This window comes from Brachymonas sp. KE5 (assembly GCF_057773645.1).
Map to the genome: position 1 here is coordinate 1,720,686 of NZ_CM173463.1, position 12,431 is coordinate 1,733,116.

Annotated in this window: 16 protein-coding genes; 1 reads left to right on the forward strand and 15 read right to left on the reverse strand. The window is 63.6% G+C overall.

What is annotated here, in order from left to right:
- Window positions 1-56 precede the first annotated feature (56 nt).
- From tatC to ACX36O_RS08310, 9 genes are all read right to left on the reverse strand, one after another.
- On the reverse strand, window positions 57-845 hold the full coding sequence (gene tatC / locus ACX36O_RS08270) for a twin-arginine translocase subunit TatC (protein WP_213360944.1): 789 nt from the start codon (window positions 843-845) through the stop codon (window positions 57-59).
- A 79-nt stretch (window positions 846-924) separates the two neighbouring features.
- A complete protein-coding gene (gene tatB / locus ACX36O_RS08275) occupies window positions 925-1,416 on the reverse strand; it encodes a Sec-independent protein translocase protein TatB (RefSeq protein ID WP_213360946.1) in 492 nt (163 codons plus the stop codon).
- Window positions 1,417-1,438: 22 nt separating this feature from the next.
- On the reverse strand, window positions 1,439-1,678 hold the full coding sequence (tatA, locus tag ACX36O_RS08280) for a Sec-independent protein translocase subunit TatA (protein WP_213360948.1): 240 nt from the start codon (window positions 1,676-1,678) through the stop codon (window positions 1,439-1,441).
- Between the two features lie 100 nt (window positions 1,679-1,778).
- The gene (locus tag ACX36O_RS08285) at window positions 1,779-2,138 is read right to left on the reverse strand and encodes a histidine triad nucleotide-binding protein (protein ID WP_213362692.1); all 360 of its coding nucleotides are present in this window, start codon (window positions 2,136-2,138) and stop codon (window positions 1,779-1,781) included.
- 79 nt (window positions 2,139-2,217) lie between these two features.
- Complete coding sequence (locus ACX36O_RS08290; RefSeq protein ID WP_250131012.1) at window positions 2,218-2,673, reverse strand: DUF4870 family protein; 456 nt, start codon at window positions 2,671-2,673, stop codon at window positions 2,218-2,220.
- Between the two features lie 51 nt (window positions 2,674-2,724).
- Window positions 2,725-3,072, reverse strand: coding sequence for a phosphoribosyl-ATP diphosphatase (locus tag ACX36O_RS08295; RefSeq protein ID WP_213362694.1), 348 nt, complete (start codon window positions 3,070-3,072; stop codon window positions 2,725-2,727).
- A gap of 12 nt (window positions 3,073-3,084) precedes the next feature.
- The gene (gene hisI, locus ACX36O_RS08300; RefSeq protein WP_488359655.1) at window positions 3,085-3,486 is read right to left on the reverse strand and encodes a phosphoribosyl-AMP cyclohydrolase; all 402 of its coding nucleotides are present in this window, start codon (window positions 3,484-3,486) and stop codon (window positions 3,085-3,087) included.
- Window positions 3,487-3,564: 78 nt separating this feature from the next.
- Window positions 3,565-4,347 (reverse strand): imidazole glycerol phosphate synthase subunit HisF, encoded by a 783-nt coding sequence (hisF, locus tag ACX36O_RS08305; protein WP_213360952.1) that lies wholly within the window; start codon window positions 4,345-4,347, stop codon window positions 3,565-3,567.
- Window positions 4,341-5,300 (reverse strand): SDR family oxidoreductase, encoded by a 960-nt coding sequence (locus ACX36O_RS08310; protein ID WP_213360953.1) that lies wholly within the window; start codon window positions 5,298-5,300, stop codon window positions 4,341-4,343. Before ACX36O_RS08310 ends, hisF begins: the two co-directional genes overlap by 7 nt.
- 118 nt (window positions 5,301-5,418) lie before the next feature.
- On the opposite strand from ACX36O_RS08310, the gene ACX36O_RS08315 reads away from it, so the two are divergent.
- Window positions 5,419-6,474, forward strand: a complete 1,056-nt coding sequence (locus ACX36O_RS08315; RefSeq protein WP_213360955.1) for a CDP-6-deoxy-delta-3,4-glucoseen reductase — start codon at window positions 5,419-5,421, stop codon at window positions 6,472-6,474.
- A 39-nt stretch (window positions 6,475-6,513) separates the two neighbouring features.
- On the opposite strand, the gene ACX36O_RS08320 is transcribed toward ACX36O_RS08315, so the two are convergent.
- The 6 genes from ACX36O_RS08320 to ACX36O_RS08345 all read right to left on the reverse strand — a co-directional run bounded on the left by ACX36O_RS08320 (window position 6,514) and on the right by ACX36O_RS08345 (window position 12,395).
- Window positions 6,514-6,939 (reverse strand): VOC family protein, encoded by a 426-nt coding sequence (locus ACX36O_RS08320; RefSeq protein WP_213360956.1) that lies wholly within the window; start codon window positions 6,937-6,939, stop codon window positions 6,514-6,516.
- Window positions 6,940-7,083: 144 nt separating this feature from the next.
- Complete coding sequence (locus tag ACX36O_RS08325; RefSeq protein ID WP_213360957.1) at window positions 7,084-7,800, reverse strand: ABC transporter ATP-binding protein; 717 nt, start codon at window positions 7,798-7,800, stop codon at window positions 7,084-7,086.
- Between the two features lie 10 nt (window positions 7,801-7,810).
- Entirely contained in the window at window positions 7,811-8,581 is a 771-nt protein-coding gene (locus ACX36O_RS08330; RefSeq protein WP_488359656.1) for an ABC transporter ATP-binding protein, read from the reverse strand.
- A 21-nt stretch (window positions 8,582-8,602) separates the two neighbouring features.
- Window positions 8,603-9,802, reverse strand: coding sequence for an ABC transporter permease subunit (locus tag ACX36O_RS08335; protein ID WP_213360959.1), 1,200 nt, complete (start codon window positions 9,800-9,802; stop codon window positions 8,603-8,605).
- A gap of 17 nt (window positions 9,803-9,819) precedes the next feature.
- On the reverse strand, window positions 9,820-10,749 hold the full coding sequence (locus ACX36O_RS08340) for a branched-chain amino acid ABC transporter permease (protein ID WP_213360960.1): 930 nt from the start codon (window positions 10,747-10,749) through the stop codon (window positions 9,820-9,822).
- A 272-nt stretch (window positions 10,750-11,021) separates the two neighbouring features.
- Complete coding sequence (locus ACX36O_RS08345) at window positions 11,022-12,395, reverse strand: replication-associated recombination protein A (protein WP_213360961.1); 1,374 nt, start codon at window positions 12,393-12,395, stop codon at window positions 11,022-11,024.
- Between the last annotated feature and the right edge of the window lie 36 nt (window positions 12,396-12,431).

Consider the following 12,431-nt stretch of genomic DNA (forward strand, 5'->3'; position numbering starts at 1 on the left):
CAGTGACGGCAGACCGGCCCGGATACAGTCAGCATCAGCGACAGCAGGCCTGGCTATCAGGGTGCTTCCTGCTCGCCCTCTTCCGGCGCCTTGCTGATGCGCACGAACCAGCGCGAGCCCAGAATGCCGACTTCGTACAGCAGGCACATGGGAATGGCCAACGCCAGTTGCGACAGCACGTCCGGCGGCGTGACAATGGCCGCCACCACGAAGGCCAGCACGATGAAGTAGCCGCGGAAGGACTTGAGTTTCTCGATGGTGACCATCTCGAAACGCACCAGCAGCATCACCACGATGGGCACCTGGAACGCCAGCGCAAACGCCAGATAGAGCGACAGGATGGCCTGCACATAGGAAGCAACATCCGGCGTGGCGGCCACAGAAGCCGGCGTGAAGTGCTGGATGAAGTTGAACATCTTGTCCAGCACGAAGAACTGCACGAAGGCAATGCCGCAGTAGGCGAGCAGGCTGCCGAATATGATCAGCGGCAGCGCAAAGCGTTTTTCGTGCGTGTACAGGCCCGGCGCCACGAAGGCCCACATCTGGTACATGATCCAGGGCAAGGCGCCCAGCACCGCCACCATCATCAGCACCTTGAGCGGGATGAAGAAGGGCGAGAACACGTCCACCGCAATCAGCTTGGCATCGGGCGGCATGTGGGCACGGATGGGCTGGGCAACGAAATTGAGCAGGCCGTCGGGACCCGGGAAAAAGGCCAGAACCAGTGCGACGGCAGCAATACCATAGATGGCATACAACAAGCGGTCGCGCAGCTCGATCAGGTGCTCGACGAAGGGCTGTTCGGTGCCAGCCAGTTCATCGTCCTTGGAATTGGGGTCGGCCATGGTGGGTCAGTGAAATCGTTCTGGCAGTGCTTTGCGCCAGGGGCGCAGCTGCCGGGCTGCCGGTTCGGGCATGGGGGGATCAGAAGCGCTTTTTCGGGCGATGGCGCGCCACGCGTGCCGCACCCGATTGCACATGCGTGCGCACGCCGTTCTGCATCTTGTACCAGCGCGGCATCGCACCACGCTTGACACGCCAGTTCTTGCGCGGCGGCGTGTAGACGGCGGGACGCGGCGAAAACCAGCTGCGGTCGGCATCGGCTTCGGGGTCGGCGGAGGTGAAGTCGCTCTCGGACGGCATGGCGCCTTCGAGGTCGCTGCGCACGGTACTGGCGGTTTTCTCGAAGCTCTGCTCCACGTCGCGGGCAGCGCTTTCGACCGAATCCTTCATCTTGCGCAACTCGTCCAGCTCCATGGAGCGGCTGACCTCGGCCTTGACGTCGTTGACGTAGCGTTGCGCCTTGCCCAGCAAGGTGCCGACGGTACGTGCCACACGCGGGAGCTTTTCCGGCCCGATGACGATCAACGCCACCGTGCCGATCAAGGCCAGCTTGGAAATGCCGAGGTCAATCACGACGCGCCCTGCTCCTCACGCATCAGGACTTGGTCTTGGCTTCCACGTCGATGGCGCTGTCCTGCGCACCGGACGTCTTGTTGGCCACCTTGGGCTGTTCGCCAGCGGGGGTTTCCGGCTCGCTGCCGTCCTTCATGCCGTCCTTGAAGCCCTTGACGGCGCCGCCCAGGTCGGAACCGATGTTCTTCAGCTTCTTGGTACCAAAGATCATGACCACGATCAGCAGCACGATCAGCCAGTGCCAGATGGAAAAAGAACCCATGATGAATCTCCTGTTTCAGTAAATGCGATTGTACGTGTGCCGCGCGTGCCGTGCCGGCCGCCGTTGTTGCAGAACCTTGGCCGGCGTCAGGCCTTTGCCATCAGCCCTTGAGCCAGGGGCGCGGCCCGCCGATGACATGAACGTGCAGGTGGTGCACCTCCTGCCCGCCCTGCTCGCCGGTGTTGATGACGATGCGGTAGCCCCCTTGCGGATAGGGCTCGCAACCCTGTTCCAGCGCCAGCTTGGGCGCCAGCGTCATGATGCGGCCCATCAGGCCGGCGTCGGCCTCGGTGAGCGAGGCCATGGAGGGAATGTGGCGCTTGGGGATGATCAGGAAATGCACGGGCGCCCACGGCGAAATGTCGTGGAAAGCAAACAGTTCGTCATCCTCGTACACCTTGCGGGAAGAAATTTCGCCAGCGGCGATCTTGCAGAAGATGCAATCCGGATGCTTGTCCATGGGGATTTTCTGAGTGTCTGTCATCCGCGCATTATCGGACAGGTTCATGACAAGTTGTCACAAACCTGTATCGCAGCATTCACACACCCACCGGGCGGTTGTCGTTCATGGCGACCATGCCGCGCACGATGCGGTACAGGAACCAGATGGACACGATCGCCCAGGCCAGCATGCCCGGCAGCAACAACAGCAGGAACAGCGGGCTGGTCACCACGTACAGCACACCGGCCCACACCACGGAACGGATGCGCCAGGAGAAATGGCTTTCCTGCCAGGTGCCCGCGGCATCATCCTTCTTGACCAGATCGATCACGAACGCCACGATCAGCAGCGCGATACTGACCTGGAAACCCGGCACCACGGCCGCCACGGCCACGATCAGGTGCAGCAGGTAGCTGATCCAGCCCACGGTCTTCAGACCTTCGGCACGCTGCAGCGCGGCGCTGTCGGCCTGGGCCGCGGCCGAGCCGAAGCCGGTGCCGTTGGGCAGCTGCTGGCGGGTTTCGCGGGCTTTCACGTCGATCACATCATTCATCTCGCGCCTCCGTGCGGATTGCTCCGCCTGTTGCGCCCGCAACCGTGCGGGCTAGCCAGCCGGACGGCTGGCCTTCTCTTCAATGCCACTGATCCCCTCGCGGCGTGCAAGTTCCGCGACGACATCTTCCGGCCTCAGACCATAGTGCGTGAGTGCGACCATGGTGTGAAACCACAGGTCGGCCACTTCGTACACCAGCTTGGACTTGTCCGCGCCGGCATCCACGTCCTTGGCTGCCATCACCGTTTCGGTGGCCTCCTCGCCGATCTTCTTGAGAAAGGCATCGGGCCCCTTGTGCAACAGCCTGGCCACGTAGCTGGTTTCGGGATTCCCACCGCTGGATGGCAGGCGCGATTCCAGCACATCGGCCACGCGTGCGAGGATTTCGGTGGAGATCATCATCTCTGCCCCTTACTTGTAGATGGTTTCCGGGTCTTTCAAGACCGGATCGACGGCCTGCCACTGGCCATTTTGCAAGCTCTGGTAAAAGCAGCTGTGGCGGCCGGTGTGGCAGGCAATGCCGGGCTCGTGCCCGGTCTGCGTGATCTTGAGCAGCACCACGTCGTTGTCGCAATCGAGGCGGATGTCGTGCACGGTCTGCACGTGGCCGCTCTCTTCGCCCTTGAACCAGAGCTTGTTGCGCGAGCGGCTGAAATACACCGCGCAGCCCAGCTCGGCCGTTTTCTGCAGCGCTTCGCGGTTCATCCAGGCGAACATCATCACGTCGCCACTCGAGGCTTCCTGGGCAATCACCGGCACCAGGCCGCTGGCGTCCCATTGCACGGCGTCCAGCCAGTCGATCGGGTTTGTCATCGAAGAAATCCTTTGTGAAATCGGCAGGATCCGGCTCCGTCTGGCGGGCCGGCGCCGGGGCGTTGCCCCTGCGGAAAATCAGAGGCGCACGGGAATGCCGCGTGCCCGCAGATGCTCCTTGGCCTGCTGCACGGTGTATTCGCCGTAGTGGAAGATACTGGCAGCCAGCACGGCATCGGCACCGCCCTGCTGCACGCCGTCGGCCAGATGGTCGAGGTTGCCCACACCGCCCGAGGCGATCACCGGCACGTTGACGGCATCGCTGACCGCGCGTGTCAGTTCCAGGTCGAAACCGCTCTTGGTGCCGTCGCGGTCCATGCTGGTGAGCAGGATTTCGCCGGCACCGTAGTCGGCCATCTGGCGCGCCCAGGTGACGGCATCCAGATCGGTGTTCTTGCGACCGCCATGGCTGTAGACGTCCCAGCCCTGGCCGCGCGCGGCGATGTCTTCGGGAGCAACGCGGCGCTTGGCATCGATCGCCACCACGATGCACTGGGAACCGTAGCGGCCGGAGGTTTCGCGGATGACGTCCGGATTGGCAATGGCGGCCGAGTTGAAGCTGGTCTTGTCGGCGCCGGCGTTGAGCAGGCGGCGCACATCGTCCACCGTGCGCACGCCGCCGCCCACCGTCAGCGGAATGAAGACCTGGCTGGCCACGTCCTCGATGATGTGCAGGATCAGGTCGCGGCCATCGCTGGTAGCGGTGATGTCGAGAAACGTGAGCTCATCAGCGCCCTGCTCGTTGTAGCGCGCGGCAATTTCCACTGGATCGCCGGCATCGCGCAGTTCAACGAAATTGACGCCCTTGACCACGCGGCCACCGGTAACGTCCAGACAGGGAATGATGCGTTTGGCTAACATGCGTCGATTGTAGCGGCAGCTTTTGGCGTAGCGGCCTGCAGGCCCTGCGCCGGTGTGGGATAGCGCAGCACCAGACCCAGTTCGCGCTTGAGGCGGCGGTTGTGCAGGCGGCGCGATTCCTGCATGAAGCTCAGCAGTGTGGCCGGCAGTTGCTCTCGGGCCTGCTCCAGCGGCAGACGCGGCGGGCGCGGCAGGCCGTACAGGTCGGCAGCCAGGTCGAAATAATCGCCCATGCGGCTGCAGGAGTCGTCGTTGGCGTTGTAGACGCGCTGGGGGGCTCCCTTCCACAAGGCGCGCAGACAGGCGCGTGCCAGGTCATCGGCGTGGATGTGATTGGTGAATACATCGTCCTGCTGCACCAGCACCGGGGTGCCGCGCAACAGGCGCTCGCGCGGCGTGCCTCCTTCGCGGTCGGGCGCGTAGATGCCGGGGATGCGCAGGATGCACACCGCCGGCAGGCCCATGCCGGCGCAGCCCCACTGGCGCAAGGCCTGCTCGGCATCCACGCGGCGCCGGGCGCGCGCCGTGAGGGGAGCACAGGGAGCCGTTTCATCCGTCCATTGCCCGCCACGATTGCCGTAGACACCACTGGTGCTGCCGTAGATCACGCGTCGTGGCAGGCGTCCGCGTCGCAATGCGCCAATCAGCGCGCGCGTGCGCGGGTCGGCATCGGGCGACTCCGCGCCGGGGGGCGCCAGGTGCAGCAGGCTGTGTGCGAGACCGGCCAGGCGGTGCAGCGTGGCCGGCGCATCCAGGTTGCCGGACAGCACGCGGATGCCGGCGGCGCGCAGCATGGCAGCACGCTCCGGGGTGCTGTTCAGGGCCAGCACCTGCATGCGCTGCGTGTCCAGCTTGCGCACCACGCGCATGCCCACATCGCCACAGCCGACGATCAGCAGACGATGGCGGCGAAAGCGCGCCGGCAAGGCGCGGGAACGGACTCGGAAGATCATGAAACAGGCCCTGGAAACCCTGCTGGCCATGGGCTGGCGGCGCAGACGTTAAGCGTGGAGTCATCAGTCCGGGAGATAATACCGGCAATTGTTTCAGGATTGCAGGAGAGCGATTTTCATGGGTTATCAGGTCAATGTGCAGCCGAGCGGTCGGCAGTTTGAGGTGCTGGATGGCGAAACAGTGCTCGAGGCGGGCATCCGCCAGGGAATCGGCCTGCCCTACGGCTGCAAGGACGGCGCCTGCGGCTCATGCAAGTGCAAGAAGATCAGTGGCAACGTGGAGCACAAGCCCTACCAGCCGAGCGCACTGAGCGAGGATGAGGCTGCACAGGGTTTCGTGCTGACCTGCCGCGCGGTTCCGGGCAGCGATCTGGTGCTGGAATCGCGCCAGGTCACTTCCGAAGGCGCCTATCCGGTACGCAAGATGCCGGTGCGCGTGCTGGGCATGGAACAGCTCTCGAGCGACGTGATGCGTCTGACGCTGCAACTGCCGGCCAATGCACCGATGCAGTTCCATGCCGGCCAGTATCTGGATTTTCTGCTGGCCGACGGCCAGCGCCGCAGCTACTCGATGGCAACGGCACCACACCAGGTCGACCCGAACAAGCCGCAGGTGGAACTGCACGTGCGCCACATGCCGGGCGGCAAGTTCACCGATCACGTGTTCTCGGCCATGAAGGAAAAGGAAATCCTGCGCGTCGAAGGCCCGTTCGGCAGCTTCTTCCTGCGCGACAACAGCGCCGGCCCGGTGCTGTTCCTGGCCTCGGGCACGGGTTTTGCACCCATCAAGGCCATTCTCGAGCACATGACCCACACCGGCAACCAGCGCAAGGTGTTCCTCTACTGGGGTGCCCGTCGCCCGGTGGACATCTACATGCACCAGTGGATGCTGGACTACTGCGCGGCACACCCCAACGTCAGCTACGTGCCGGTGGTGTCCGACGCACTGCCGGAAGACGTGTGGGAAGGCAAGCGCGGCCTCGCGCTGAACCAGATGCTGCAGGATCACCCCGACATGAGCAGCTACCAGCTCTACGCCTGTGGCGTGCCCGCCATGGTGCATGCGGCCCATGCGCAGTGCGTGGGCAAGGCGCAGCTGCCGGAAGACTCCTTCTTCGCTGACGCTTTCACCTCGCTGAAAGACAAGACGGCACAAACTGCCACATCGGCCTGATGACGAACGGGCGCGCCGCCGCCGTTTACGCGGCGCGCGTCATGCCGATAGCTCCACCAGCCGGATGCGGTTGCCATCCGGGTCAAGCAGGTAGAGCATGCGCAACATATGCATGCTGCCCTTGCGGATCACCGGGCCCTCTACCGGAGAACGGCCGGCTGCCTGTATGCGCGCCCGGACATAGTCCAGCGGATAGCGCGAAAGAAAATACAGGTCCTGCGCCAGCGTTCCCGGAACACGACGCAACCGGGTGCGACGGATACGGCCGGCCTCCCGGGAAGAGGCCATGCTGATGGTTTCATCCCTGATCAGCAGCACATCGCAGGACCTGGCGACCCCACCCTCCCGCGACCGCACGGACTCCTCCTGGTCCGCTTGCCGCGGCACATACCGCAGTCCGACGACGTTCGTGTAGAAGTCGATCGACTGTTCGATATTGGTGGTGCAGATATATTGGGCGAGCATGACCTGTCCTGTGCATGCACAGTTTAGGCCCAAGCCCCCAAGAAATGAGGGCTTGCGCTCGTGCCACGCTCACAAAGCGTGAACTATGCAACATACATGCAAACGCATGCTGCCTGACGTTGCCGTTCAGCGAATTGCGCCGTCTTACTCGCCGAGATACGCAGCACGCACGCGCGGGTCGTTCAGCATCTGCTGTGCGTCGCCCGCCATGGTCAGAATGCCGGACTCCATTACATAGCCGCGGTCGGCAATACCGAGCGCGCGGCTGGCATTCTGCTCCACCAGCATCATGGTCACGCCCTGCTTGTAGACTTCTTCCACCACCTCGAAGATCTTGTCGACCATGATGGGCGACAGGCCCATGGAGGGTTCATCGAGCAGCAGCAGCTTGGGTTGCGCCATCAGGCCGCGCGCCATGGCCAGCATCTGCTGTTCGCCCCCTGACATGGTGCCTGCCAGTTGCGAGCGACGCTCCTTCAGGCGCGGAAACAGCGCGAACATGCGCTCGATGTCCTGCGCGATGCCTGCCTTGTCGTCGCGGATGAAGGCGCCCATCTGCAGGTTCTCGACGATGGTCATGCGCGTGAAGATGCCACGGCCTTCCGGAATCATCACCAGGCCTTCCCTGACCATGTCCCAGGCGCCCCGGCCCTTGATGCTCTTGCCGAGAAAGGCAATGTCCCCGGCCTTGATCGGCAGCAGGCCGGTGATCGCCTTCATCGTGGTGGTCTTGCCGGCACCGTTGGAGCCGATCAGCGAAACCAGCTCGCCCTCGCGCACCTCGAAATCCACGCCCTTGACGGCGTTGATGCCACCGTAGGCCACTTCCAGGCCGCTTACTTTCAACAATACATTTGCCATCTTGCTTGCCTCAGTGGTGGCCTGTGCCCAGGTATGCCTCGATCACTTTTTCGTTCTTCTGCACTTCGGCAGGGGTGCCCTCGGCAATCGGCTTGCCGTAATCCAGCACCGTCACACGGTCGCACAGGCCCATAACCAGCTTGACGTCATGCTCGATCAGCAGGATGGTGCGGTTGTCCTTGCGGATGCGGTCGATCAGCTCGCGCAGCTGCACCTTTTCGGTGGCGTTCATGCCGGCCGCCGGTTCGTCCAGCGCGATCAGCTTGGGTTCGGTGGCCAGGGCGCGTGCGATCTCGAGGCGGCGCTGATCACCGTAGCTCAGGGTGCGGGCGCGGAAATTGGCATATTTGCGGATGCCGACGTAGTCGAGCAACTCCTGCGCACGCTGGCGGATGGCGGCCTCCTCGGCCTTGAATCCGGGCGTCTTGAAGATGGCGCCGATCACGCCCGAGCGCGTACGGATGTGGCGCCCGACCATCACGTTCTCGAGTGCCGTCATTTCGGCAAACAGGCGGATGTTCTGGAAGGTGCGCGCGATGCCTGCCTGCGCCACCTTGTGCACGGCCGTCGGCTCGTAGGGCTTGCCGCCGAGCTCGAAGCTGCCGCTGTCAGGCGTGTACAGCCCCGTCAGCACGTTGAAGAAAGTGGTCTTTCCGGCACCGTTGGGACCGATCAGACCGTAGACCTGGCCCTGCTCGATGTGCATGTGCACATCGCTCAGTGCCTGCAGGCCGCCGAAGCGCTTGGAAACGTTCTTGACGTTGAGAATGGTAGTACCCATGATGAATGCTTCGCTCCGGCTTCAGGGGTTGACGGTGTCCTGGCGGACTTCGATGGTGCCGGGAATCGCATCCGAGGGTGAATCCACGCCGGGCGGGTTCTGCTGGGCCGTGTCGGGGCGAATGTGGTCAGCCTGACTGTCGGCCTGCGACTTGCCCTGGCCGTGTTCGGGCGAGGGCCACAGGCCACGCGGGCGCAGCAGCATCACGGAGATCATGGCAAGCGCAATCAGCAGCTGGCGCAGGATGGCGGGGTCGAGTCGGCCATCGGTCATGGCCTGCAGCGGGTGCGCCACGTAGCGCAGCACTTCGGGCAATGCGGACAGCAGCACGGCACCCAGGATCACGCCCGGCAGATGGCCCAGGCCGCCCAGCACCACCATGGCCACGATCATCACCGACTCCATCAGGCTGAAGGATTCGGGCGACACGAAACCCTGGAAGCTGGCAAACATGGCACCGGAAATACCGCCGAAGGTGGCGCCCATGCCGAAGGCCAGCAGCTTCAGGTTGCGCGTATTCAAGCCCATGGCCTGCGCCGCTGTCTGGTCTTCACGGATGGCCATCCAGGCGCGGCCGATACGGGAGTCCTGCAGGCGATAGCAGATGATGACGGTAAATACCACCAGGATCAGGAACAGGTAGTAGTACAGCGAGACCGACTCGATAGTGAAGCCGCCGATCTTGAGCGACTTGGACAGCGGATAGCCGAACACCGTCACAGGATCGATCTGGCCGATGCCCTTGGGACCATTGGTGATATTGACCGGTGCATCCAGGTTGTTCATGAAAATGCGGATGATCTCGCCGAAGCCCAGCGTCACGATGGCCAGATAGTCACCGCGCAGCTTGAGCAGCGGGTAACCCAGCAGCACGCCGACCAGACCGGCCAGCGCAGCCGCGATCGGAATCACCGCCCAGAGCGGCAGATGCATGCCGTTGGGAAAGCTCGCCGCAATGGCCGGGAAGGTCTCGATCAGGTGCGGCGAAGCGAGCAGGCCGAACAGATAGGCCCCTACCGCATAGAAAGCGACATAGCCCAGGTCCAGCAGGCCGGCGTAGCCGACCACGATGTTCAGGCCCAGCGCCAGCATGATGTACAGCAGCGCGAGGTCGGCAATGCGTACCCAGGCGTTGCCGAAATACTGCAGAACCAGCGGCAGCACGAGCATGCCCAGCGCCGCCAGCAGGAAAACAACCAGTTTGTTCTTGGAAGATGCCATGGTGCTCTCCTTCGTGATCAGGCGCGGTCCGCCACACGCTCACCCAGCAGGCCGGAGGGGCGCAGCGTCAGGATCACGATCAGCACGATGAAGGCCAGGATGTCGGTGTAGTTGCTGCCCAGCACGCCACCGGTGAGCGCGCCCAGATAGCCGGAGCCGATCGATTCGATCAGGCCCAGCAGCATGCCGCCGATAACAGCGCCAGCCAGGTTGCCGATGCCGCCGAAAACGGCTGCCGTGAAGGCCTTCAGACCCGGCAGGAAGCCCATGGTGTGCTGCACGGTGCCATAGTTGGCCGCGTACATCACGCCGGCAATGGCTGCCAGCACGGCACCGATGATGAAGGTGGCGGAAATCACCGTATCGGGCTTCACGCCCATCAGCGAGGCCACACGCGGGTTCTCGGCCGTGGCGCGCATGGCCCGGCCCAGCTTGGTTGCATTGACCAGATACATCAGCGCAGCCAGCGAGATGGCCGTTACCGCCAGTGCCGCGATCTGCGTCACGGTGATCACGGCGCCCCCCACCTGGAACGGCGTGGAGGACAGCAGCGTGGGATAGGCCTTGTAGTTCGGCTTCCAGATGATCATGGCCAGCGTCTGCAGCAGGATGCTCATGCCGATGGCGGTGATCAGCGGAGCCAGGCGCGGACTGTTGCGCAACGGCCGGTAGGCAACTTTCTCGATCGTGAAGTTGAGCACCGCCGCCACGATGCAGGCGATGACCATCGAGATGAGCAGGATCAGCCAGCCGGGTGTATCGGGCATGCTGCCCTGCATCAGTCCGATGATGGTCCAGCTGGTGAGAGCGCCGATCATCAGCACTTCGCCGTGCGCAAAATTGATGAGGTTGATGATGCCGTACACCATGGTGTAGCCAAGGGCTACCAGGGCATACATGCTGCCGAGGACGAGACCGTTGATGATCTGCTGCAGCAAGATTTCCATACGTTGTGACTCCGTGTCTGTCCCTGGCTGTAGCCCTGGAAGACTGCTATTGATTGTGGCATGCGCCTGCCTTGTGGGACGGCGCCGTCCTGCTGAAACAGGAGACGGCAAATTCACCGATATGGCAGCTTGTTGACCCCTCTGTTCCGGTGGGGCGATTGTAGCGACTGGACACGAAATGCAACCAATTGAACTTCAAGGGTTTGCCCTAGAAAAATAGGACGGTCACACACTTTTCACAACGGAATGCGGCACTTCTCACACATTGGCATTCACCGGGTTTCACCCTGCCCTGCTTGCCAGGCCTGGTCCAGATCACGCAAATCCGCCAGTTTGGCCGCGATTTTCGCCTCCAGTCCGCGCGGCGTGGGCTGGTACCAGCCTGGGTTTGGGTCGAGCGCATCGGGAAAATAGGTTTCCCCGGCCGCGTAGGCCTCCGGCTCGTCGTGCGCATAGCGGTAGGCCTTGCCATAGCCCAGTTCCTTCATCAGGCGCGTGGGGGCGTTGCGCAAATGCACCGGCACCGGATCGGAGCCGTGCTGGCGCACGAAGGCGCGCGCCGTGTTGTAGGCCTGGTAGCCGGCGTTGCTCTTGGGCGCCACGGCCAGGTAGATCAGGGCCTGGGCGAGCGCCAGTTCGCCTTCCGGCGAGCCGAGCCGCTCGTAGGTGGCGGCTGCCTCGTTGGCCAGCTGCATGGCGCGCGGGTCGGCCAGGCCGATGTCTTCCCAGGCCATGCGCACGATGCGACGCGCCAGGTAGCGGGCATCCGCCCCGCCGTCAAGCATGCGGCAGAACCAGTAGAGCGAGGCATCCGGATCGGAGCCACGCACCGACTTGTGCATGGCGGAGATCTGGTCGTAGAACTGGTCACCACCCTTGTCGAAACGGCGGGCGTTGAGCGCCAGCGTCTGCTGCAGAAAGGCGGTGTCGACCTTGTGGATGCCGCTGGCCTGTGCCGCGGTATGCGTCTGCTCCAGCAGGTTCAGCATCCGGCGGGCATCGCCGTCGGCGTAGCCGGCCAGCACCTCGATGGCACCCTCCTCCAGCTCCAGCCCCGGCAGTGCCGCCTGGGCCCGGTGCGCCAGTTCGCGCAGTTCATCCGCATTCAGGGCCTGCAGCACATAGACCTGGGCACGCGAGAGCAGCGCCGAATTCACTTCGAAGGACGGGTTTTCGGTGGTGGCGCCAATAAAGACCACCAGCCCCGATTCCACGAAAGGCAGCAAGGCATCCTGCTGGCTCTTGTTGAACCGGTGGATCTCGTCCACGAACAGAATGGTCTTGCGCCCCAGCGCCACGTTGCGCTCGGCACGCTCAATGGCGGCGCGGATATCCTTCACGCCGCTGAACACCGCCGAAAGCGCGATGAAATCGTAATCGAAGGCATTTGCCGTCAGACGCGCCAGCGTCGTCTTTCCCACACCCGGCGGGCCCCACAGGATCATGGAATGGGGTTTGCCGGAGGCAAAGGCCAGTTGCAGCGGCTTGCCCGGGCCGAGCAGATGCTGCTGGCCCACCACTTCCTGCAGCGACTGGGGGCGCAGCAGTTCGGCCAGGGGGGCGCCCGGAGCGGTGCGCCGGGAGTCGGGCTGGTCGCCCGACGCGGGAAGCGGCAGATCGCCGAACAGGTCACTCATGGCCTGCATATTACCCAATGCACCCGGCCAATTCCGCCCTCAGGA

What these genes read in the sequence shown, in the direction of transcription:
- ACX36O_RS08285 (WP_213362692.1), bottom strand. Translation starts at nt 2,138, where the DNA reads ATGGACAAGCATCCGGATTGCATCTTCTGCAAGATCGCCGCTGGCGAA.
- ACX36O_RS08320 (WP_213360956.1), bottom strand. Translation starts at nt 6,939, where the DNA reads ATGCTCGCCCAATATATCTGCACCACCAATATCGAACAGTCGATCGAC.
- ACX36O_RS08330 (WP_488359656.1), bottom strand. Translation starts at nt 8,581, where the DNA reads ATGGGTACTACCATTCTCAACGTCAAGAACGTTTCCAAGCGCTTCGGC.
- hisI (WP_488359655.1), bottom strand. Translation starts at nt 3,486, where the DNA reads ATGACAAACCCGATCGACTGGCTGGACGCCGTGCAATGGGACGCCAGC.
- ACX36O_RS08345 (WP_213360961.1), bottom strand. Translation starts at nt 12,395, where the DNA reads ATGCAGGCCATGAGTGACCTGTTCGGCGATCTGCCGCTTCCCGCGTCG.
- ACX36O_RS08315 (WP_213360955.1), top strand. Translation starts at nt 5,419, where the DNA reads ATGGGTTATCAGGTCAATGTGCAGCCGAGCGGTCGGCAGTTTGAGGTG.
- ACX36O_RS08290 (WP_250131012.1), bottom strand. Translation starts at nt 2,673, where the DNA reads ATGAATGATGTGATCGACGTGAAAGCCCGCGAAACCCGCCAGCAGCTG.
- tatC (WP_213360944.1), bottom strand. Translation starts at nt 845, where the DNA reads ATGGCCGACCCCAATTCCAAGGACGATGAACTGGCTGGCACCGAACAG.
- hisF (WP_213360952.1), bottom strand. Translation starts at nt 4,347, where the DNA reads ATGTTAGCCAAACGCATCATTCCCTGTCTGGACGTTACCGGTGGCCGC.
- ACX36O_RS08335 (WP_213360959.1), bottom strand. Translation starts at nt 9,802, where the DNA reads ATGGCATCTTCCAAGAACAAACTGGTTGTTTTCCTGCTGGCGGCGCTG.
- ACX36O_RS08295 (WP_213362694.1), bottom strand. Translation starts at nt 3,072, where the DNA reads ATGATCTCCACCGAAATCCTCGCACGCGTGGCCGATGTGCTGGAATCG.
- tatA (WP_213360948.1), bottom strand. Translation starts at nt 1,678, where the DNA reads ATGGGTTCTTTTTCCATCTGGCACTGGCTGATCGTGCTGCTGATCGTG.
- ACX36O_RS08340 (WP_213360960.1), bottom strand. Translation starts at nt 10,749, where the DNA reads ATGGAAATCTTGCTGCAGCAGATCATCAACGGTCTCGTCCTCGGCAGC.
- ACX36O_RS08310 (WP_213360953.1), bottom strand. Translation starts at nt 5,300, where the DNA reads ATGATCTTCCGAGTCCGTTCCCGCGCCTTGCCGGCGCGCTTTCGCCGC.
- ACX36O_RS08325 (WP_213360957.1), bottom strand. Translation starts at nt 7,800, where the DNA reads ATGGCAAATGTATTGTTGAAAGTAAGCGGCCTGGAAGTGGCCTACGGT.